Origin of the sequence: Oceanisphaera sediminis (genome assembly GCF_039539745.1) — a bacterium.
Taxonomy (GTDB): domain Bacteria; phylum Pseudomonadota; class Gammaproteobacteria; order Enterobacterales; family Aeromonadaceae; genus Oceanimonas; species Oceanimonas sediminis.
On record NZ_BAABDS010000010.1, the window covers coordinates 192431 to 214811 of the forward strand.

19 protein-coding genes are annotated in these 22381 nt (G+C 55.6%); 10 read left to right on the forward strand and 9 right to left on the reverse strand.

Translation table 11 applies throughout. The features are described 5' to 3' along the window. The first annotated feature begins 229 nt into the window (after nt 1-229). From rlmKL to rmf, 4 genes are all read left to right on the forward strand, one after another. Nucleotides 230-2329 (forward strand): bifunctional 23S rRNA (guanine(2069)-N(7))-methyltransferase RlmK/23S rRNA (guanine(2445)-N(2))-methyltransferase RlmL, encoded by a 2100-nt coding sequence (rlmKL, locus tag ABD827_RS04765; RefSeq protein ID WP_344962855.1) that lies wholly within the window; start codon nt 230-232, stop codon nt 2327-2329. Then, complete coding sequence (locus tag ABD827_RS04770; protein WP_298722562.1) at nt 2329-2562, forward strand: glutaredoxin family protein; 234 nt, start codon at nt 2329-2331, stop codon at nt 2560-2562. Before rlmKL ends, ABD827_RS04770 begins: the two co-directional genes overlap by 1 nt. Then, nucleotides 2559-4472 (forward strand): ATP-binding cassette ATPase Uup, encoded by a 1914-nt coding sequence (gene uup, locus ABD827_RS04775; protein ID WP_344962857.1) that lies wholly within the window; start codon nt 2559-2561, stop codon nt 4470-4472. Before ABD827_RS04770 ends, uup begins: the two co-directional genes overlap by 4 nt. Nucleotides 4473-5098: 626 nt before the next feature. Continuing rightward, nucleotides 5099-5275 (forward strand): ribosome modulation factor, encoded by a 177-nt coding sequence (gene rmf / locus ABD827_RS04780; protein WP_071474110.1) that lies wholly within the window; start codon nt 5099-5101, stop codon nt 5273-5275. A gap of 66 nt (nt 5276-5341) precedes the next feature. On the opposite strand, the gene fabA is transcribed toward rmf, so the two are convergent. The 3 genes from fabA to ABD827_RS04795 form a co-directional block, all read right to left on the reverse strand. Further along, nucleotides 5342-5872, reverse strand: coding sequence for a 3-hydroxyacyl-[acyl-carrier-protein] dehydratase FabA (gene fabA / locus ABD827_RS04785; RefSeq protein WP_344962861.1), 531 nt, complete (start codon nt 5870-5872; stop codon nt 5342-5344). 104 nt (nt 5873-5976) lie between these two features. Next, nucleotides 5977-7932 (reverse strand): Lon protease family protein, encoded by a 1956-nt coding sequence (locus ABD827_RS04790; protein ID WP_344962863.1) that lies wholly within the window; start codon nt 7930-7932, stop codon nt 5977-5979. Between the two features lie 201 nt (nt 7933-8133). Beyond that, nucleotides 8134-8865 (reverse strand): hypothetical protein, encoded by a 732-nt coding sequence (locus ABD827_RS04795; RefSeq protein WP_298722581.1) that lies wholly within the window; start codon nt 8863-8865, stop codon nt 8134-8136. Nucleotides 8866-9209: 344 nt separating this feature from the next. On the opposite strand from ABD827_RS04795, the gene ABD827_RS04800 reads away from it, so the two are divergent. The 3 genes from ABD827_RS04800 (at nt 9210) to ABD827_RS04810 (ending at nt 13646) form a co-directional block, all read left to right on the forward strand. Further along, complete coding sequence (locus ABD827_RS04800) at nt 9210-10766, forward strand: methyl-accepting chemotaxis protein (protein ID WP_344962867.1); 1557 nt, start codon at nt 9210-9212, stop codon at nt 10764-10766. Nucleotides 10767-10939: 173 nt separating this feature from the next. Further along, nucleotides 10940-11530 (forward strand): biliverdin-producing heme oxygenase, encoded by a 591-nt coding sequence (locus tag ABD827_RS04805; protein ID WP_344962869.1) that lies wholly within the window; start codon nt 10940-10942, stop codon nt 11528-11530. Nucleotides 11531-11564: 34 nt separating this feature from the next. Then, complete coding sequence (locus tag ABD827_RS04810; RefSeq protein ID WP_344962872.1) at nt 11565-13646, forward strand: sensor domain-containing diguanylate cyclase; 2082 nt, start codon at nt 11565-11567, stop codon at nt 13644-13646. 8 nt (nt 13647-13654) lie between these two features. Here the strand turns inward: ABD827_RS04810 and ABD827_RS04815 are convergent, their stop codons facing one another. The 4 genes from ABD827_RS04815 to ABD827_RS04830 form a co-directional block, all read right to left on the reverse strand. Continuing rightward, a complete protein-coding gene (locus ABD827_RS04815; RefSeq protein WP_344962874.1) occupies nt 13655-14602 on the reverse strand; it encodes a class I SAM-dependent methyltransferase in 948 nt (315 codons plus the stop codon). A gap of 134 nt (nt 14603-14736) precedes the next feature. Further along, nucleotides 14737-15528 (reverse strand): PhnD/SsuA/transferrin family substrate-binding protein, encoded by a 792-nt coding sequence (locus ABD827_RS04820; RefSeq protein WP_344962877.1) that lies wholly within the window; start codon nt 15526-15528, stop codon nt 14737-14739. Between the two features lie 27 nt (nt 15529-15555). Then, nucleotides 15556-16791 carry a DEAD/DEAH box helicase gene (locus tag ABD827_RS04825; RefSeq protein ID WP_344962879.1) on the reverse strand — a complete coding sequence of 412 codons (1236 nt, stop codon included), beginning with the start codon at nt 16789-16791 and terminating at the stop codon, nt 15556-15558. A gap of 248 nt (nt 16792-17039) precedes the next feature. Further along, complete coding sequence (locus ABD827_RS04830; protein ID WP_344962881.1) at nt 17040-17327, reverse strand: MTH1187 family thiamine-binding protein; 288 nt, start codon at nt 17325-17327, stop codon at nt 17040-17042. Nucleotides 17328-17433: 106 nt separating this feature from the next. Between ABD827_RS04830 and ABD827_RS04835 the strand changes: the two genes are divergently transcribed. Then, nucleotides 17434-19152 carry a diguanylate cyclase domain-containing protein gene (locus tag ABD827_RS04835; RefSeq protein ID WP_344962884.1) on the forward strand — a complete coding sequence of 573 codons (1719 nt, stop codon included), beginning with the start codon at nt 17434-17436 and terminating at the stop codon, nt 19150-19152. A gap of 166 nt (nt 19153-19318) precedes the next feature. After that, nucleotides 19319-19522: a cold-shock protein gene (locus tag ABD827_RS04840; RefSeq protein ID WP_298722597.1), complete on the forward strand. Its 204-nt coding sequence runs from the start codon at nt 19319-19321 to the stop codon at nt 19520-19522. A 310-nt stretch (nt 19523-19832) separates the two neighbouring features. Here the strand turns inward: ABD827_RS04840 and ABD827_RS04845 are convergent, their stop codons facing one another. Then, nucleotides 19833-20198, reverse strand: a complete 366-nt coding sequence (locus ABD827_RS04845) for a M48 family metallopeptidase (RefSeq protein ID WP_344962886.1) — start codon at nt 20196-20198, stop codon at nt 19833-19835. 7 nt (nt 20199-20205) lie between these two features. Continuing rightward, a complete protein-coding gene (locus ABD827_RS04850; RefSeq protein ID WP_344962887.1) occupies nt 20206-20679 on the reverse strand; it encodes a hypothetical protein in 474 nt (157 codons plus the stop codon). A gap of 274 nt (nt 20680-20953) precedes the next feature. On the opposite strand from ABD827_RS04850, the gene ABD827_RS04855 reads away from it, so the two are divergent. Continuing rightward, the gene (locus ABD827_RS04855) at nt 20954-22165 is read left to right on the forward strand and encodes an MFS transporter (RefSeq protein WP_344962888.1); all 1212 of its coding nucleotides are present in this window, start codon (nt 20954-20956) and stop codon (nt 22163-22165) included. The last annotated feature ends 216 nt before the right edge of the window (nt 22166-22381 follow it).

A 22381-nucleotide genomic window follows, 5' to 3' on the forward strand; every position in this document is an offset into this window, starting at 1 on the left:
TACCGAAAACCAAGGGGGATTTAAAATCCCTCGCGCCCCAGCTAAACCTGCCCACCTGCATTGGGGGTCACATAGGGGTCAAAAATCGGCGCGCTTTGTTAGATGCTCACCCTTACACCCAACAAAAAACACCCCGCAACCCGCGCCCCGAGCGCCTCTGTTAGCTTCTGTTATTTCTCGTTCCATAATCAGGTATAATGCTGCCCTCTTTTATTTGAAAAGCCTGACTATGCTGCCGTTTTTTGCTACCTGCCCCAAGGGCCTGGAATCCTTACTCACCGAAGAACTGAAAAACCTGGGCGCCACCTCGCTTCAGGAAACCGTGGCCGGTGTGGCCTTCAAGGGTGAACTGGCCACCGCTTACCGTGCCTGCATGTGGTCCCGACTGGCGTCGCGTATCATGCTGCAACTGGCCGACTTCACCATGCGTGATGATATGGACCTTTATCTGGGCGCGGCCAATATCGAGTGGGAGCAGCATATTCAACCAGGGCAGACCTTTGCCGTCGACTTTTCCGGCGGTAATGATGCCATCACCAATACCCAGTACGGGGCGCTCAAGATCAAGGACGCCATCGTCGACCGGCTGACCAAGCGCTGGGGCGAGCGGCCGAACGTGGACAAGCGCACGCCGGACATTCGTATTCTGGCGCACCTCAAGCGTAATCAGCTCAGCATTACCCTGGACTTGTCCGGCCCGGCGCTGCACCAACGGGGCTACCGCCAGCAGGCGGGTGAAGCCCCCTTGAAGGAAAACCTGGCCGCGGCCATTTTGCTGCGCAGTGGCTGGGATATCAGTACCCCGCTGGTCGATCCCATGTGTGGTTCCGGTACCTTATTAATAGAAGCGGCCTTGATGGCGGCCGATCAGGCGCCGGGCCTGTTGCGGGTGCGCTTCGGCTTTATGGCCTGGAGCGGCCACGATCGCGCCCTGTGGCAGGAGATCAGCGCCGAGGCCACGGTACGTGCTACCCGGGGTATGAAGCAGGCCAACACGCAGCTTTATGGTTTCGATCAGGACAAGCGGGTACTGGCCTTCGCCCAGGAAAATGCCGAGTCTGCCGGCGTCGCCGGGCTTATCCGTTTTGCCCAGGGCAGCGTCAACACCCTGGTCAACCCCGCCGCCGAGCCCGGCTGGTTGATCTCCAACCCGCCTTACGGTGAACGCTTGAGCGAGTTTCCTTCTCTATTAGGCTTGCATCAGCAACTGGGTGATACCCTGCGCGATCAGTTCAAGGGCTGGCACGTCAGTCTGATTTCCAGCTCGCCCGAGCTACTCAGCTGCCTGCGTCTGCGCCACGAAAAAATCTACAAGCTGTTCAACGGCGCCCTGGCCTGTGAGCTGCGTAATTATAACATCGCCGAAGATGCCCGGGCAGCACGCCCGCTGGCGGAAGACTTTGCCAACCGCCTGGCCAAGAACATCAAGGCGCTGGAGAAATGGGCCCGTAACGAGCAGATTGACTGCTACCGACTCTATGATGCGGACTTGCCGGAATACAACGCCGCCATCGACCGTTATCAGGACTATATCGTCATTCAGGAATACGCGGCACCGAAAACTATTCCCGAGTACAAGGCCCGTGGTCGTTTCTACGATCTGGTGCAGGCGACCATGGCGGTTACCGGCGTACAGGGCAGCAAGGTGATACTGAAAGTCCGTTCGCGCCAGCAGGGCAGGGAACAGTATGAAAAGCTGGATCGTCGCGATCAGTGGCTGGAAGTGCAGGAGCACAACGCCCGCCTGTTGGTCAACCTGTACGATTATCTCGACACCGGCCTGTTTCTGGATCACAGGCCCATCCGCAAACAATTGGGCGAACTGGCCAGGGGCAAGGATTTTCTCAATCTGTTTGCCTATACCGGCACCGCCTCCGTACATGCGGGGCTGGGCGGCGCCAAATCCACCACCACCGTCGACATGTCCAGAACCTATCTGGGCTGGGCCGAGCGCAACATGCAGCTCAACGGTCTGACCGGTCGTCGCCACCAGTTTGTGCAGGCCGACTGCCTGAACTGGTTGAGCAAGCCGGGTGACGATTACGACCTGATCTTCGTCGATCCGCCGACCTTCTCCAATTCCAAGCGAATGGAAGATGCCTTCGACGTGCAGCGTGACCATATCGAATTGCTGCGGTTGCTGAGTAATCGACTGCGTCCGGATGGCCTGCTGATTTTTTCCAACAACAAGCGTCATTTCAAAATGGACATGGTCGGGCTGGAAGAATTGGGCCTGGTGGCCAAAGACATTACCAAGGCCAGCCTGCCGAAAGACTTCGCCCGTAATCCGCACATTCATAACTGCTGGGAAATTCGCCGGAGCCGATGATGAGCCTGACGCTGTTTTCTACCGATGGTTGCCACCTGTGCGAACAGGCCTGGGCATTGCTTGAGCAGTGCGGCCTGGCTGGTGACACAGAGCAACAAGATATTATCAACAATGAGCAATGGCTGGCCGCTTACGCGGTACGGATTCCGGTTTTGCGCCGACAAGATGGCGCCGAGCTGGACTGGCCCTTTAGCGCCGCCGATATTATTGCCTTTAACCGAGTGACTTCATGAGTTTGTTAACCCTGCAAAACGCCCAGTTGGCGTTTGGTGATGCCCCGTTACTGGACGGGCTGGAATTCAATATACTGGCCGGAGAACGGGTCTGTATCGTGGGCCGTAACGGTGCCGGCAAGTCGACCCTGATGAAGGTGATTGCCGGCGAACTGCAGCTGGACGACGGCCGTCGTCAGCTGCAGCAGAACATCAATATCGCCCGACTCGAGCAGGATCCCCCCAAGGTCGCCGACGATCAAACCGTGTTCGACTATGTGGCCGGTGGTTTGGCCGAGATGGGGGCCTTGCTGGCCAAGTATCATCATCAGCTGGATCTGGTGTGTCACGACACCTCGGAAAAAGCCATGAATGAGCTGATGCGGCTGCAAGAGCAGGTAGAGCATGCCAATGGCTGGCAGTTTGACACCCGTATCAATCAGAGCCTGACCCTGCTCGGCCTGAACGGCGATACCCGGCTGAACGACCTGTCGGGCGGCTGGTTGCGCAAGGTGGCTCTGGCCCGCGCACTCACCAACGATCCGGATATTCTGCTGCTGGACGAACCGACCAACCACCTGGATATCGACGCCATTGCCTGGCTGGAAAGCTTTCTGGTGGACTTCAGGGGTGCCATCGTCTTCGTCAGCCACGATCGTGCCTTTATTCGCAAGATGGCCACCCGCATCGTGGATCTGGATCGCGGCCTGCTGTCCAGCTGGCCCGGCAACTACGACGACTACCTGGTCAGCAAGGAAGAAGCGCTGCGGGTAGAAGCCGAGCAGAATGCGCTGTTCGACAAGCGCCTGGCGCAGGAAGAAGCCTGGATCCGCCAGGGTGTCAAGGCGCGCCGCACCCGTAACGAAGGTCGGGTTCGTGCCCTCAAGGCATTACGTAATGAGCGCAGTCAGCGTCGTGAAAGCGTCGGCAAGGTCAGCGTGACCCTGGACGATGTGCGTCGTTCCGGCAAAATCGTGTTCGAGGCCGAGAACATCGATTTTGCCTACGAAGGCAAACCGTTGCTCAAGAACTTTTCCACCCTGGTGCAGCGCGGCGACAAAATTGCCCTGGTGGGCCCCAACGGTTGCGGCAAGAGTACCCTGATCAAGTTGCTGTTGGGCAAACTGCAAGCTCAGCATGGCACCCTCAAGTGTGGCACCAAGCTGGACGTGGCCTATTTCGATCAGTACCGGGAACAGCTGGATCCCGAGCGCACCGTGATGGACAACCTGGCCGAAGGCAAGCAGGAAGTGGAAGTCAATGGTCGCAGCCGGCACGTGCTCGGCTACCTGCAGGATTTTCTGTTCGAGCCCAAGCGCGCCCGTACCCCGGTAAAAGCGCTGTCGGGCGGCGAGAAAAACCGTCTGCTGTTGGCGCGGCTGTTCCTCAAGCCCAGCAACCTGCTGGTGCTCGATGAGCCGACCAACGATCTGGACGTCGAAACCCTGGAGCTGCTCGAAGAGTTGCTCGCCGATTACAAAGGCACCCTGCTGCTGGTCAGTCACGATCGGGACTTTATCGACAACACCGCCACCCATTGCTGGTTGTTTGAAGGCGAGGGCAAGGTCAGCGAGTTTGTCGGTGGCTATCAGGACATGCAGCATCAGTTGTCCTATCAGACCGAGGTGGCGGTAGCGAAAGAAAAAGCCGCCAAGCCGGCAGCCAAGTCCGACAACAAGGCTGAGAACAAACCCAGGCCGGGCAAGAAGCTGTCGTATAAACTGCAGCAAGAGCTGAATGGTTTGCCGTTGCAGCTGGAACAGCTGGAGCAGCAGATAGCGTCATTGCAGCAAACGGTCAATGGGCCGGACTTTTTCGGCCAGCCCGAAGCGCAGACCCAGTCGACCCTGCAGCAACTGGCCGATGCCGAAGCCGAGCTGGAAGTGGCCTTCGCCCGATGGGAAGAGCTGGAAGCCATGTCCGCCGGCTAAGCCGCCGACGTCACGCTTTTTTACTTTCAAGATGCCCGCCGATGCGGGCATTTTGCTATTTAATTTCTGAATCAATCCCGGACAAAGGGTCCGCTCCGCCGACCCGCTTCGAGCACATCCTTGTGACGCTCAGCACATGACGTCCTGTCATGTGATGGTCGGCTGAGCAGATCCCTTTGCCCTCCTTGATGCTCCTGCGTCGCCTGTTATCACGGCCTGCGGGCAACTCGGTGTTCCAGAAGAGGCAACAGAGAACGCCTCCCACGACCGTGAAATGCCAGGGACGGCATTTCCGAGCTTACATGGATGTACTCGTAGCGTGTCGAGGGAGGCGGCTCTATTGCCTCTGGAACCGAGATCTAAAAGATGACCAGATTATTACTGGGATTGGTATAACTCGGTGTTCAGGAGGAAGCCACGCAGCTTGGATATGATCAGAGTGAACCAGTTCACATTTCGACATCTTCGATATTAATAAAAATGTCATAAATATCAGTCGTTAATCCAGAAGTCACGCTTTTGGTTAAAAATTAGCCTTGATCTCGGGCCCTAATTCCCTTATTGATAAGAGGCGGCGGTGGTAACGCTGCCGTGCACTTTTTGTTGATTATACGAGGGTTATACCTATGAAGAGACAAAAACGTGACCGTCTGGAAAGAGCACGTACCCGCGGTTATCAGGCTGGCGTCAGTGGTCGAGCAAAAGAGCAATGCCCCTATAATGATTTCGATGCCAAGGGACACTGGCTGGGGGGTTGGCGAGATGCCATGGAAGACAAGGGCTCGGGCCTCTTCATAAAATAAAGATATTACCGTTTCAACAAAAAAGGCCCCGACATGTCGGGGCCTTAATATTTTCACTCTTCTCTATCAGAAGCTGGACGTATCGGTAAAGAGACCGACTTTCAGATCTTTTGCTTCATAGATCACGCGGCCGTCGACTTCAACGATACCATCGGCGATGCCCATGACCAGCTTGCGCCAGATCACCCGCTTGAGGGTGATTTTATAGGTGACTTTCTTGGCGGTCGGCAGGATCTGACCGGTGAACTTCACTTCACCCACACCCAAAGCACGGCCCTTGCCGGGGCCGCCTTTCCAGCCCAGGAAGAAACCGACCAGCTGCCACATGGCATCCAGACCCAGACAACCGGGCATGACCGGGTCACCGGGGAAGTGGCAATCGAAGAACCACAGATCCGGATTGATATCCAGCTCGGCGATGATCTCGCCCTTGCCGTGTTCGCCGGCATCGTCGTTGATGCGCATGATGCGATCCATCATCAGCATGTTGGGGGCCGGCAACTGGCTGTTGCCCGGGCCGAATAATTCACCCTGGCTACAGGCCAGCAATTCTTCTCTGGTAAAGGAATGTTTACCCAGTTCTTTTTGTGAAGACATTTCACTATTCCGTTTTGTTCAGGCCAAGGCCTGGATTGCAAATTGGCGCCACTTTAGCGAACAGTTGTTCGCCAGACAAGTCCGATCACTTCAGTCTGATTACTTCAGCGTCGGAACAGGCGCCGTAAAAAGCCGGTTTCCACAGTATGGCCGTTCAGTTCATCGAGGCGGTCACGAATGCGGCCGAACAGCGTATCCGGTTGCTCGACATCGCCGGCCACGCTGCCGGTGAGCAGCTCGATGGCCTGCTCGACATGGGCGACGGGGTAAATATGAAACTGGCCGGCTTCGATGGCAGCACTGACCTCATCCGACAGGTTGAGCTGCAGCCGATTGCTGGCCGGCAGCAAGACACCCTGCTGTCCGGTGAGCCCCTGAATCTTGCACAGCCGGAAGAAGCCTTCTATTTTCTCGTTTACTCCGCCCACCGGTTGCACATGACCAAACTGATCCACGGCGCCGGTTACTGCAAAGTGCTGATAAATCGGCTCTTTGGCCAGGGCCGAGAGCAGGGCACACAGGCCGGTGAGCGAGGCGCTGTCGCCGTCTATCTCGTGATAAGACTGCTCGAACACCAGATTGGCGGACAGGGGGGAAGGATGCTCGGCCCCGAACAGGTTGGCCAGATAGCCATGGATGATCATCATCGCCTTGGCATGAATATGACCGGCCAGATCGGCCTTGCGCTCTATATCCACCACGTCGCCATCGCCCAGGTGCACGGTGGCGGTGAGTCGTACCGGCTCGCCGAAGTCGTACGGGTGGCCGGTGATCTGAATGACCGACAGGCCATTGATTTGGCCAACGATCTTGCCGCTGGTCTGCAGCAGGTACTGGCCGTCACGCACGCCCAGATCCGACTGCTCCACCAGAAAGCTCAGGCGGTGATCCTGCTCTTGCTGAGCCAGCACCACATGGGCTTCGGTAATCAGTTCGCTCTGCTCGCGCCGGGCGATGACGTCCGACAATTGCATCATGGCCACCAGCTGGGATTCGACCAGAGATAACCGGTGCTGGTGTTCGGTCAGCCGGCATCCATAGCCGCAAAGACGCAGTATGGCGCCGGTGTCCATGTCCAGCAGCTGGTGTTTCTGGCGCAGGTGAGACAGAAAGCCGAGGTAAGAGGGGAGATCATCGCGTACATCCCATTCGGGAATAATGTCGGCCCGCAAAAACGCCAGGGTATCGAGCTCCCGGTCGAGCAGGTAAAGCTCGGCCACCGACAGTCGATCGCCAACCAGGATCAGATGAATATCCAGTGGCGGCGGCTCGGGCTGAAAGTAGAACGATGTCATTTCTGCCGCCCGACTCCATTCTACCTGACGGGCGGCGAGGGCATGCTTGAGCCGAAACCAGAGGTTGGGCTGATCGAGCAACTCTTCAATCGGTACTATCAGGTAACCGCCGTTGGCCTGATGGATCAGGCCGGGCTCCAGCAGATGATGGTGACTGAACACAGATCCCTGCTCGGTTTGAAAGTGAATGGCACCAAACAGCTGCTCGGGGGTGAACTGACGGGCATAAACAATGGGGATGGTATTGTCGTGCCGGTGCACCATCAGGTTGATCAATACGGGGTGGCTAAAGCCCTGACCGGCGGCCACATGCTGCGACAGCAATGACAGATAGTCGGCAACTTTTTCGTCGTTGCCCTGCTTTTTCAGGATCCGCTGCACCACGTGCTCGGCTTCCAGGTGGCGGGACGACAGTTCCAGCAACTGGCCGACCAGTTCACAGAACTCGAGGCCGGTGCCAGCTTTCAACCGTAACCAGATGGGTTTTTGAGGATGATTCAGGTTTTCAGCGTAGCAGAGGTCAAACAGGTCTGCATGCTTGGCATGCTTTCTGACCAGATCCTGCACCAGCTCTTCATAATCGGTACCCGGAAATCCGTTGAGTAACAGCACCGGATTGACCGCGTTCAGTTCCGACAGGGTGGCGAAGGCGGAATCTACCCGGGCCTGCAGCGCGCTGAACGGCCGCGAGGGCACATCGTTCAGGGTGGAGAGTTCGGGTAGTGTAAAGACGGGGTTCAGTTCGACGTGACTCAGTGGCTGCACTCAAAAACTCATCAACATTGGTAAATTGCCGTCAGTATACTGCAGCCACGCCCGGGGTCGACAGCGCTATGGTGAATATGCGCTAAAAAGCGCGTTTTCATGGCCGTTTTCCGGCGTAATTGCCGGTAATTTAATCATTGATGGGATGATACGCCACGGCGCTCCGGGCAGCGATAAAGGACTCGGAGCCGCCTGTTTTGCTCAGCGGGCCCGTCGGCGGCGGTATGGTGCCAGCTCCACCACGTTATTGCACACCGGCTGATCCGGATACGGGCAGGGAAAGTCACCCACCCGGGTGTCGGGGTAGCTGGTTGCCGCCAGGCCCGAGCCAAAACGAAACAGGGCATCGTCCAGCAAGCGTATCATGGGCCGAAACGCCTTGGTGCGTTGGCCCCCTACGGTTTTGTACAGCTGGTTGATGTGCATGCCCAGGCCATAACAGTGATTGTCGTCCAGGTATTCCATGCCCTCGTGTGCCAGGGTCTGTTGCACCCATTGCCCCGCATCGGCGATATGGCCGTTGATACTGAGATCGGTGTTGTTGACCCAGCGGGTGTGACAGGCCTGACCGGCAAAACAATCTGCCATCAGGGGCAGCTCGTCGTCGTTGATGGCCCCGCTGTTCAGCGCCAGGTGCAAGGCCTCGTTGCCCCAGCGTTCCAGCAGCACCTTTTCCAGCTCGACCTGGGTTGGCGGCCTGGTAAAAGGCAGCAGAATGGCATAGCGGCTATAGGCTTCTACCGCGATCACCGTATGGTAGCGAGCCCCGCGCTTGTTGCCGTGCTCCAGCACATGGCATTGCCAGGCGACCTGTGCAAAGCCGGTGCTCAGCGGTTGGGTACCGATGCGTTTGCCATCGGGACTGGGCTGCCGAGGCAAGGTCAGTTGCATCCATTTGGTCAGGGCATTACTGGCCGAGATAATGATATCCATGGTGTCTCTTGTTGCCGTTTGTTGTCCGGATCATAACCGAGGCTGCTGATTTTTTGTGGTAAAACTGTGATAATGCTCAAGTATATCGACTTTACTGTCGATATGACCTCGTTGTTAGTCCGGCTGTTTTTATTGCATTTTTACGCCGATATAACAAGCCGTATGGAACAAGCTTCTGGACAGATGGATCGCCAAGTGTACCTCCGTGATTTTATCCTGCCTGTAGTATCTTTATTGTAGGTTTATGACCCTGTATGAGCGCTGTCATGCCGCAAGCTGAGGCTGTCATTCAGTTGTGTTCATGCTGATCATTCACCTCTGCTTTTTGAGTAAGGTAGTGATATATGAGAAAAAATCTCCCCGTCACCGACAGAGAGAAAGTGTTTACCAACGGTGAAAAGCTGATTACCGTGACCGACAAAAACGGCAACATCATCGAATGCAACGATGCCTTTGTGGCGATGAGCGGCTTTGCAAGGGATGAGTTGCTGGGGCAGCCCCACAACATAGTGCGGCACCCTGACATGCCGGTACAGGCCTTTGAGATGATGTGGACGCATCTGTTGGCCGGTAAACCCTGGATGGGGCTGGTCAAGAACCGGTGCAAGAATGGGGACTATTACTGGGTAGATGCCTATGTGACCCCGATGACCCACAATGGCCACATCATCGGCTACGAGTCGGTGCGCTCCCGGCCCCGCAAAGAGGACGTTGCCCGGGCCGAGCGACTTTATGCCAACATGCGAAATAATAAACGAATCACCCCTCGACTGAATATCGCATCAGAAAACCTGTTTCTGCTGCTGGCGCTGACAAGCTGGGCCGGACTGCTGCTATATGGTCATACCATGCTGGCGCATGGGTGGCTGTTGGCCGGTGTGCTCGGTTATGCCGGTTGGGTAACACTGGCCAGAAAGTCCACGGTCGCGTCATTGAATGCGCTGTTGAAAAATGCCTTTTCACATGATCTGGCGGTACAAAGTTATACCGATGACAACATGGAAACCGGCCGGTTGAAAGTTGCCATTCTCAGTCAGACATCACACCTGGGTACCGTGATCACCCGCATTGAAAATGCCGCAACCAATGTCGCCCGCGAGACCGACACCGGTCTTGAACTGACTCAGGTGACCAGCTCGGAAATAGAACGCCAACAGGCGGAGACCCTGCAGGTGGCCACGGCGATGAATGAAATGACCTCGACCATTGCCGAAGTGTCTCGCCATGTCAATGAAACCGCCGCGTCGGCCGAGATGGCCAATGAGCTGGTCAACAAGGGCACCGGCCTGGCCGAGGTCACCAAGAAGTCGATAGAAACACTGCGTGATACGGTAGCGGAAATCAGTCATTCGGTATCTGCGGTGTCGGAGCAGACCGCCAACATTGCCAGCGCAGCCCAGATGATTGAGCAGATTGCCGATCAAACCAACCTACTGGCGCTGAATGCGGCCATTGAAGCGGCCAGAGCCGGTGAGCAGGGGCGTGGCTTTGCGGTGGTGGCGGAAGAGGTGCGAAATCTGGCCAAACGTACCCAGGAGTCCACCCGGGAAATCTACGCCATTATCAAGGAGCTGACGACGCGGGCCGACAATGCGGTGCATATCGCCAATCACGGGGCCAGCAATGCCGAACTGGGACTGGAGCGGGTCATCGAAAGCGGTGTCATGCTGAACGGTATTTCGGATGCGGTCGGCAATATTGCCGATATGTCGACCCAGATGGCGGCGGCGGTAGAAGAGCAGGCCCATGTGTCGGAAGACATCAATCGCCAGGTGGTCAATATCTCCGGCCTGGCCGACTCCAGTGCCGGCAGTGCCGTTAATGCCTCGCAATCCATTACCTACCTGAAGTCAATCTCGGGTGAGCTACAGGAGCTGGTCACCCGATTCAAACCGGCCTAAGGGGCGGCACAGCCACTCCTGTTGATGAGCGACAGACAGGCTTCGGCGGGTTCACCGTGCGAAGCCTGTTTCTTTTTGGCGTGCCTGTATGTAAAAACCTGTTCTTTTCCTCGATAATCTCCGCTCATATCATTCGCCTTGATGATGCGTGTTAATGATTTCCAAGAGGTATCATGAAAGTGACCAGTGCACTGGGTACCTGTCTCAGACAGGCCACCCGCGATGCTCATCATCGTCTGGACAGCCATTCGGTGTTACGTCCGCTTGTCAGCTCCGGGCTGACAAGCGAAGATTACCTACAGGCATTGCTGGCGCTCTATTCCGCTCAGTGCCGGCTGGAAGAAGCCATCGCCCGCGGCTTGCACCATCTGCAGCTGGACTATCCGCTGCAGCCCCGAGCCCCGGCGCTGACAGATGATCTGACCGCCATGAATCAGCCGTTGCCAATCATCGATAAAACGCCAATGCTAACGGTTTGTCGTCCCGGGCAGCTCATCGGGTTACTGTATGTACTGGAAGGAGCACGGCTGGGCAGCCGGGTTATCGCCCGCAACGTTCATCGCAGCCTGGGCGACCGGGTGCCGAGTGGTTATTTTTCCATTGCAGAGGAAGCGGAGAGCTGGAGTGCCTTCTGGCCGTTTGCCGAACGGCATTGTCCCGCTGCCGAGCAGCCGGCTGCGATGACGGCAGCCGATGCCGCGTTTCAATTGTTCCTGTCAGGTCTCGATGAATATCAGGCAGCAGCGAGTCTCGGTTGTGCCTGATGCTGAAGATATCCCTTTAACTGGAAATGATACCGTGCCTCCCAAGATAACTCCTGAACTGACTGCGCTACAGGCGCAGTGCAACCGTGAAGCGGTACATGCCCCCGGCGCGATTCAGCCTGCCGGTTGCCTGCTGAGTCTTGATCATGAACTCGCGGTTATTGTGCAGATTAGCGCCAATATCGAACAGGTGTTGGGGATCGGTGTATCGCAAGCCTTGCAGGCAACGCCCTCGCAGCTACTCGGCGCCAGGTTGATCAATCGGCTGCGGCAGGAGCTGCAGCAAAGGGAGCGACTGCCCGGCACCCTGACTATCCACCGACAGATTAATGGCTGTCGTTGTCGTTTCCGGATCATCGCCTATCGTCACCGCCAGCGGGTACTGATAGAGCTGGAGCGGGTAGGCGGTATGACAGAGCAGCGTTTGCTGCCGGCGGTGAATGAATGGCTGACTCGAATCGCCGGTGCCGAGACTGAGGATACACTGCTGCAGTTGCTGGTAGAGGCAGTTCGCTCACTGACTGGTCATGACAGAGTCATGGTGTACCGGTTTGATGCCGACTGGCACGGTACCGTGGTTGCCGAAAGCCGCAGTGAACAGGCGTCCGGCTACCTTGGCCATTCGTTTCCGGCCAGCGATATACCGCCACAGGTGCGCGGCCTTTATCTGATCAACCCGGTGCGCAGCATTCCCGATGCCACCGTGGCGGCGGTGCCGCTGGTGCCGGCGGTGGATCCCGAGCACCCGGAGCCGCTGGACTTGTCTCCGGGCGTGCTGCGGGCGGTGTCGCCCAGGCATCTGGACTATATGTGCAACATGGGCGTACAGGCGGCATTGTCTGTGGCTATTCAGGGTGACAGCGGCCTCTGGGGGCTGCTTGCCTGTCATGGCCTGGTGCCGACGTCTTTGTCGCCACTGGTGCGTGACGCGGTTTACACCCTGGTGCAGATGACGACCCAGCGGCTGTTTCTGCTCAAGTCCCGGGATGAAACGGCGTACCTGCGACGGGTTCAGGAATGTCGCGAGCTCTTGGGTGAGGCTCAGACAGGGTTTCAGGAACCCGGGGAGCTGTTGCAGCACCGGAGCAAAGAATGGCTGGACGTGTTCAATGCCGGCGGGGTGGCGCTGATCCATAACGGGCGGATATGCAGCTCGGGTCAGGTGCCGCCAAAAGACGAATTGTCGAGAGTGGGAGCCTGGCTGAATGCGCATCATCAGGGAAGCGGGGTATGGTGCAGTCAGCATCTGGCCTCGACGCCGCTGAGTGACGTATGCGGACGGCCGGAATATGCCGGCTTGTTGGCAGTACCTCTCCCCGTGGATGCGAAACAGCGAGACTGGTTGTTGTTGTTCCGCGCCGAACGACTGAAAAGCTATCGCTGGGCCGGGCGGTTGGAGGCCATGTCGCAGATGGAAGATGGTCAGCGGATTCTGTCACCGCAGCGCTCCTTTGAAACCTGGGTAGAGGAGGTGCACGAGCAAAGCGATCCCTGGTTACCGCGGGAGCAACGGGCGGCACTGGATATCGGCGAAGATGTCACCGTGGCGATTCTGGTCAAGGCTATCAGTGATCTCAATAACCGACTGACTCAGGTCAACCGGCGCCTGGAAGGGATCGCCACCACGGATGCACTCACCCGGGTCTGGAATCGTTATCGTATCGAACAGGCGATTGAGACCGATATCGGTCTGGCGGTACGTCTGGGGCAGCCATTGGCGTTGCTGATGCTGGATGTGGACTTTTTCAAGCGCATCAATGATCGGCACGGGCACGAGGCCGGCGATGCGGTACTGGCTACCCTGGCAGAGGTCATCACCAGGACGCTGAGAGACAATGACTGTCTGGGGCGCTGGGGAGGGGAGGAGTTTGTGATTCTGGCATCAGGTTGTGGCCTGGATGACGGAAAAGCGCTGGCCGAACGGATCAGACGAGCGGTCGGTGCAACCGACTTCGGCGCCGCGGGTCGGGTGACCATCAGCCTGGGGGTCAGTCAATGGCGCCCCGGAGACGACCGCAAGAGCCTGGTGGAGCGGGCCGACACGGCCATGTATGCCGCCAAGCAGGGGGGACGAAATCGGGTCATGGTCGAAGATGACCAAGGGAGCATCCCGTAGCTGCCGCTTCAGCGTCCAAACACCAGCGCCTTGAGTCCGGCCTCCGGGTCTATGTCGGCAAACTCGGGCGGGTTGTCCAGCCGCTCGACAAAGTGCAAGGCTGGCGCCTGCTCGGCCATGTTATCGATCAGAAACCGGCTGGGCACATTCGGATCGTTGACACAGGCCAGCACCTGACCATTTTCGGCCAGCAGCTCGGGCAGGCGGCGCAGTATCTTGTGGTAGTCCTGGGTCAGGGCAAAGCTGCCCTTCTGGAATGACGGCGGATCTATGATGATCAGATCATAGGGTCCCAGTTTGCGCACCTTGCCCCAGGACTTGAACAGCTCATGACCGAGAAAGGCCACCTTGCCCAGATCGTGCCGGTTGAGCCGGTGATTGTCCCGGCCCCGACTCAGCGCCGCCCGGGCCATGTCCAGATTGACCACCTGCTCGGCGCCGCCTTCGATGGCCGCCACCGAAAAGCCGCAGGTATAGGCAAACAGATTCAGTATTCGCTTGCCCCGCGCCTGTTGCCGCACCCAGCGGCGCCCGAGCCGCATATCGAGAAACAGCCCGTGATTCTGATTACGCCCAAGCTCCAGCTGATAGTGCAGGCCCTGCTCGCGCACTCGGGGGCGTGGCTCCAGCGTTCCCCATATTACCTCTACCGGTGCGCCTTCCCGGCTGCGGTGTTGTAGTAACAAGGCGCGGGCACCGCTCTGTTGCCAGGCGTCCTGCTCGGTCAGACTGTGCAGCAGGGTGTTAAGCTCGGTCAGAAACTCGCTTGTTGGCTCCTTGAACAAGGACACCAGCAACTGCCCATCCAGCCAGTCGGCGGTGAGCTGCTCCAGCCCCGGCCAGCAGCGGCCCCGGCCATGAAACAGCCGCCGAATCTCATCGGGGTGTTCATCTTGGGCCTGCTCGAAGGCGGCACACAGTTGGCGATAAAAAACGGGCAGGGCGTGGGTATCCATGGGGTTCTCGGCTGGCGAAACAGGGGCGCTATTCTAGCGGCCGCTTCCTGATTAGGCCACCGCCGCCTGTTAGCATTGCCTGCGGACAACTCGGTGTTCCAGAAGAGGCAACACTGGGATGGGTATTATTCTGCCTATGTCAGGGCACAACAGGGGCTGGCGCCAACGGGCAGATGAATGTGCCAGGACGAAGGAATGGGCCGATAGGTCTGGCGGCTGGCGCCGAGCACCGCCTCGATATTGATGCCGTTACCTGCCTGTTGGATGGCACTGCTCAACGCCGCCTGCATCAGCTCGGGGGTCACCGGGCTGCGCCGATGCATCACAAAAGGTGGAGTGGGCGCCTCTGTGCTGTTGTCGATGATGGTGATGCCGCGACTGTCCAGCAAGGGCCAGCTGTGGGCATCGATCGCCGCCACATCGGCGCGACCGTTACGCAGATATTCCAGGCTGCTTGCATGGCTGCCGCTGATCATGACCTGATCGCAGTCTATTCCGTTGGCCGTTGTCCATTCAAACAGGGCGGCACAGCCGGAGCGGGAACTGGCGGAATTGATGACGAAGCGGCTCGGGCGGTGAAGGTCATGCCGCCTGAACGGTTTATGGCTGGCGCTGACGATATAGCTGAAATACTGCCCCGGAGTACAGTCGAGATCGCCGAATACCGGGCGGGCGATGGGCACCAGCTCCCGTGCCTGAGGGGTAAACAGGTCCGGCCCGCAACATTGACTGAGCAGCAAACCCGGGTGGCTCCACTGTTCGATGAGCGGAGTGTGACGATTCAGTCTGCCCGGCAACGGCACCGGGTCGGTATGCACAGGCTGGCGCTCGTTGTTCAACTCGTGGCTCAATACGGACCAGAACGCATCCAGCCGTGGCCGCAACGCCGGCAAATCATACCAGGGTAAACTCGCGATCAGTCGCACGTGATGGTTTCCTTGTATATCGAAGATTCAACGTGACGATTTGAACTGCTTGATGCTGCGCTTGCCGGCGCTGCGGCGATTGGCCTGTTTGTCTCGGGGCGGACGCTTGCGCTCGCTACTGGCGGCCTGATCCGTGACCGGGAAGCCGTCCAGTGCCTGCAGCGGCAACTCGGATCCGGTCAGCGTACGTATCGCCGCCAGTGCTTCAGCCTCGGCGTGGCACGCCAACGAGATGGCCAGGCCACTGCGACCGGCGCGGGCGGTACGGCCTACTCGATGTACATAGACGGGGGCGCTGGTGGGCAGGTCCAGGTTGAAGACCACCGGCAACGCGGTGACATCGATACCCCGGGCCAGCAGATCGGTTGCCACCAGCACCCGCAAGCGGCCGTCTTTAAACGCGGCCAGGGTTTGTTCCCGCACCCGTTGTTCCTTATCGCCGTGCAGCGCCGCGGCCTGAATACCGGCCTTGTTCAGCTTCTTGGCCAGGGCATCGGCGCTGTCGCGCGCATTGATGAACACCAGTACCTGCGACCAGTCATGCTGTTTGAGCAGGGCAATCAGCGCCTGCGCCTTGCTGCCCTTGTTGACCAGATAACAACGCTCTTCCATTGCCGTGACCAGGCTATTACCGGCGTGGGCTTCGAGTCGAGCGGGGTCAGTGAGCAAATGGCTGGCGATATTCTCCAGCTCGGCGGGCAGGGTGGCCGAAAACAGCAGCGTTTGCCGCTTTGCAGGCAGTTTGGCCAATATTTTCTGAATGTCCGGCCAGAAGCCCATTTCCAGCAGGCGGTCGGCTTCGTCCAGCACCAGTTGTGTGATGGCATCCGGGCTAAGCAGTTGTTGTTCCAGCAAGTCCAGCAGGCGACCGGGCGTGGCTACCAGCAGTTGCGGGCCGGTGGCCAGCGCTGCCAGTTGTTGTTCCTGTGCCACGCCACCACACAGCGTCACTGTGCCGATGTGCATGGCCTGAGCAAGCGGCTGTAAAACGGTGCCGATTTGCGTTGCCAGCTCGCGCGTGGGTACCAGTATCAACGCCTGGGGTGGTGTCAGATCTTGCTGCAATTGCTGTAACTGTATTTTCTGTAATAGGGGCAAACCAAAGGCGAGGGTTTTGCCACTGCCGGTCTGGGCCAGCGCGAGCACATCCTGTTTGGCCAGGATCACCGGAATAGTCAGCTGCTGAATACGGGTTGGCCGCTGATACTGGCTCGGCAAGGCGGCCAGCAGGTCAGGATGGAGCTTTAGCTCGGAAAAGGTCATGGCAATACCAACAGAGAGAGAGGAGCGAGAGTCTAAACAGCGAAAGCGGACAAGTAAACGGCCGTGATTTAAGGTGTGGAGTAGCACAAAAACCTGCATGGCCGAGTATGGCCCCGGGATAATGGCAGACCATGCAGCATAAAATGCTGATATATGGCGAAATGGAGGGGCAGGGAGGCCAATTCGGCATTAACCTCCCTGTATGAGCTCAGAAAAAGGCGAAGCGAAATCGTTGCTTGCCGTTCACATCACGCCAGCTTGTTCTGCACGCTGGTTACCTTGTCCGCCATGGTCTGTGCTCTGTCTATTCGGGTACCGAGCTTCATGTGGCTGGTAATACGCACCGCGCCGGCGGCATGAAGATCCTCGTGACAGCGTTTTACCGCCGCCATTACCTCTTCCCATTCGCCTTCTACATTGGTGCCGTAGCCATGCATGCTGTGGGTGAGGCCTGCCTGTTCAAAAATTTTCTGGCACATGGCCACATAAGGTGACACCGAGGTGCCCACGCCGCCGGGCGATACCATGATATCCATCAGTACATACATCCCTATTGTCCTCGTTGGTTGCTGATGACGCTTATCTTCAACCCCGGCACTTCGATGGCACAAGGACCAGTCTGCCGTTTTATAGTGGCCACATATGATGAGCCAAGGCACCGGCGCAACGAGTAACGAAAACATAATAATTATGCCAACATACACATTTGCTCATAAAGCATATAATGGCAACATGCGATGTGATATGAATTGGATGAGTCAAAATGCAATATTTTTAATGCTTGGTAACAACAATAAAAGCGTAATTAGGATAGAATCCCTGTCCAACAATTTTGTGCTCTTTGGTTACACGCACAAAAAAATAAAAAACAACACAATCAAGCGCGATGACCACGCCTTGGGAGCGGTGCTAGTGGCAAAATACGGATTCGGCCGGAAGCGTTCGGTTATGTCAGGACTACTGGGTCTTATATCTCATGGACAGCAACTTGTACTGTTACTGTTGTTATTGAGCGGTACGACGGCAGCACAGCCGACGGAACGACCGGTATTTGTTTATGCACTCAATCAGCAGTCACTTCCATTCGAAGCAAACAGCATTACCAATCGGGCCATCGGCTTTAATATTGACCTCATGCGTGACATTGCCGATACCATGAACTTTGCAGTGGAATTTAGGGCCATGCCGCTGGCGCAGGTACTGCAACAGCTACAGACGGGTGAGGTCGATATGGCCACCATTATTTCGTCACCGGAACGTGACGCCCTGTTTGATTTTGCCAAACCACATCATCTCTCGCCTGTGGTGATGATCGTCAGAGACGATAACTCCGAGATCTATCGCCTCGAAGATTTGCAGAACAAGGAGGTCGTTGCCATAAAAGGGGGCTTTGCCCATCGCCATCTACTGGCCGGTCAGCGTAACCTGGTCACGGTGGCAGATATAAAAACCGGCTTAACGCAGCTTTCGGCGGGCCATCACGATGCCATGCTGACCTTGCAAAGCATCGCGCTGTATCAAATTCAGCAGCATAAACTGACCAACATGGTGATTACCGGCTCGGTTGGCTCTGCCCATGCCTACAGCTTTGCGGTGACCAAAGGTAACCGGGCATTGCTGGCGCAGATTAACGAGGGTATGAGCATACTGCGGCGTAATGGAACCTTTCAGCAATTGCATGAGAAATGGCTGGGAGGAGGGCGAACCGTCGAGCAGGAAAAACGGGCATTGATCGTTTTTTTCATCATTACCCTGCTCATTATCCTGATACTGGGGCTGGTGCTTTGGAAATGGAAAACCGAAGAAACCCGGGAGCAACTCGAACGGGCCCACCACGATGCACTGACCGGCTTGCCGGCGCGTGCCCTGCTGATGGACCGGCTGGAACATGCGCTGAGCCACACAAGACGTACTGGAGCTTCGATGGCGGTGCTGTTTATTGATCTGGACGGTTTTAAATCAGTCAATGACACGCTGGGGCATGCCGCCGGCGATCTCTTGCTGCAAATGGTGGCCAAACGGCTGTTGTATTGTATGCGTGAAGAAGACACGGTAGCCCGGTTCGGCGGGGACGAGTTCGTGATTGTGCTGGAGAATATTGATCATGTCGGTGATATCGACATGATTGCCGATCGCATACTGGAGACGTTGCAACAACCGTTTACCGTCGTTGGCCAGCAGGTGTGCATCAGTGGCAGCCTGGGTGTCAGTCTGTATCCCCAGAATGGCACCAATGCCGATAGCCTGTTACGACACGCCGATGAATCCATGTATCAGGCCAAGAAACCGCTTGTAACCGAATCCGATCGCAACGGGCGTGGCGGGGAGGGCGGCATCATAAATCAGCACGATAGTATTTGACGTCACCCCTTGGTCCGCGTAGAGTGCGCTCCAGCATAGAGTTTCAAGTTAGCGCGGCCTTTGTATATTGTTTGTTCCTTACGGCACTACAGTCACCAAACTTCCTTTCTTTGATATTTGTTGCATTTTTCGAGCATAAGCTCTCACTAAATAAAGGTAAGAAAAAATGGCTAACGGTACCGTTAAGTGGTTCAACGAAGCAAAAGGTTTTGGTTTTATTACTCCTGCTGATGGCGGCAAGGATTTGTTCGCGCATTTCTCCGAAATCGTCGGCAGCGGCTTTAAGACTCTGGCAGAAGGCCAGGCAGTATCCTACACCGCTACCGAAGGTGCCAAGGGTCCTCAGGCTTCACAGATTCAGGCTCTGTAATTACCCTTCGGTAATTCAAGACCTAAAAAACCCGCTTCGGCGGGTTTTTTTGTGTTTAAAGCCATGCCGGATCAGGCAGTTTTGCCTCTTTTCGAGCACCGAGTTGTTTGCAGGTCGTTCCACTGGCGACTTATCAGCATAGAAGAAGCTGTAGCTGGCGCCAGATAATGTAAGCCATCCATTAACATCATCTTATGCCAACATGCATAGTTGTATCAATAAAACCTCTCGTATCTGAAACATCGCAACGGTCGAAGGTCTACACCATGATACTGCCGACTATGCCATCCAGTCTGGTTTTAACGGCTTCCTAATGGGGCATTACCTGTTTCAGCAGCCGGTAGAAACGCTCGCCGTGGTTGTGCTCGGCGATATGGCAAAGCTCGTGCAGTATCACGTAGTCGATGCAATCGCGGGGGCTTTTTACCAGGTGCGGGTTCAGGGTCAGGCGGCCCAGAGGGGAGCAGCTTCCCCACTGGGTTTGCATGGTAAGAATACGAATAGGCGGGCGGCCCGTTACCCATAATGCCTGATCTAGCATGGCGTCCAGCCTGCGGGCAAATACATCCCGGGCCTTGTGCCGGTACCAGTCATTCAGCAAAGTCTGTACCTTGTCGGGGTTTTGCTCGCGTACCTTAAGCGGTAAGGATATGAAACAGATAGAAAAAGGCTTCAATAGTTACTTAACTGAGGTCAGTTGTATCAGCTCCCAAAATGTTATTAATTTCTTCGATATGAATTTTTAGCTTGCTCAAGCAAGTACTGGTATCTTGATCAGCCATCTCATTGCCTTCTAACAGGATATAGCGGCCTTGATCCAAATCTGCAATATGTGAGAAATAAAAGGCATCCTTCCAGAACTTACAAGGTACCGGCTCGGTGTTCAGGTGCTCCTGGCACAGCTGTTGATCCTTAACATAGGCCAGAACCGCCAGCGCCTTGTGTTTGTAAACTTTAACTGAAACACCTTCAGGCCAGTGCTTTAACCTGATGTCGAGATCGCACTTAATGTCGGCGTTTTCTTTCTTTACGTAAACTTTTTTTACTTCAAATGAGCCTCGCCATTGCGAGAACATATCGCCAGAAAAAATTTGGTGCTCGATATCATTAAATTTTTCTTCAATTTGCTGAGTGATGACATTGATATTATCTGACATGAGGGTTGTGACCTTGATTCTGTTGGGTTAACTGTTTTTAACGACAGTTTAATGCCGGTATGCTACTGGAAGTGCCGAGTCGTGTAAAGTTGTTGCGTTTTTTTTGTTATGAGTATTTTTTATTTTTTGATAAGTTTATTTGTCACATAACGCTACTTGCCAGCATAGCTGCTGGATTGACCGTATTCTTTGCCTTTACTCGGAATTACTGTGATATGGCGCCGGTTGATTTTGCTGTATGATGCCCGGTTTTTCATGAGGGTGGTAACAGACAGTGCAGCGCTCTATTTTTACTGAACATAATTATCTGACCTATTTGTGTGGCAGTATCTTTTCTACTCAGGGTCTTTGGATTCAACGCATGACACTGGGCTGGATGATGTGGGATCTGACTCATTCAGAAAGCTGGTTGGGAATGCTGGCCTTTTTAATGTTTTTTCCGACTATTTTGGTCGGGCCATTGTTTGGAGCAATGGTGGATCGTATTAACCGTCGTCAGGCGGCCGTCGTAACCAGTATTTTACTTGGGCTGTTATCGCTGTTATTAGCCTGGTTGGTGTGGCAACAGTTAGTGAATGCGCTGATGCTGTTGTTGTTTGCTCTTGGGATCGGCGTCGCCAATAGTGCCTATCAGTCGATACGGCTGTCTTTAGTACCAGAATTGGTCAGTGCCGAAAACATGCCTAAGGCCGTGGCCATTAATGCAATTTTATACAATACTTCACGTTTTATTGGGCCGGTTATTGCAGGGCTGCTAATTAAATATCAGGGCAATGCTACCGCACTGACGGTAGTTGCTACCTGTTATGTACCACTAACTATTGTATTATTATTATTGAAACTCGATAACTGCCAGCGAGTGTCAAAGGCACAGCAATTGACCTTTTTCATGGATATAAAGGCCGGATTTTATTACGCCCTGAGTTCAGCTCTGATCCTTCGCTTATTAATGCTGATTGCGGCTTCGGCGATGTTAGGTCGGGGCTTGCTGGAAATTTTGCCCGCAGCGGTTGAGGTACTCTACGATAGGGGGGTGGAAGCCTTAGCCTGGCTTAATTCAGCAGCGGGGATAGGTGCGATTATTGCGGGTTTACTGCTGTCATTCTTTAGTGCCGAGCGCTTATTTCCGGCGATGCGTCTGGGGGCGATTTCTTCAGGTTTATTGTTGGTGCTGTTCAGTTATACCAATAGTTTTGAACTAGGGTTGCTAATTGTGGGGGGCTTAAGTTTTTGTGCCACAGTTTGTGCTGTAGGCACTCAATCACTTATTCAGGTTTCAGTGGCAAGTGGATTTAGAGGCCGGGTTATGAGCCTGTGGGGAGCGATTAATGTTGGCGGTGGTGCATTGGGTGGTTTGTTATTCGGTGTGCTGACCGAATTTATGGGTTACTCATTTACGCTGATCACTGTCGGACTATGCTGTGTTATTATTGCCCACATTGTCACTCGTTGTATTGCCTTGCCCGAAGAGCTAAAATCGGCATAACAGTAAGCAAGTGCTTACTGTTATGCCAAATATCAAGAATCTTAAAATAGGTTGGCGTTGGAACGCGAAGGTAAAAGTTTCTATCCGACGTTTACCTTCCCGATCCCGTCGCCCTGACTAGGGTGCGTTCTCAATGGCGAACTTGCGATTCATGGGATAAGTCTCGTCAAACATGGATTGTGAATGGCATTAGGTACCCAAAGGACTTGTTTGCTA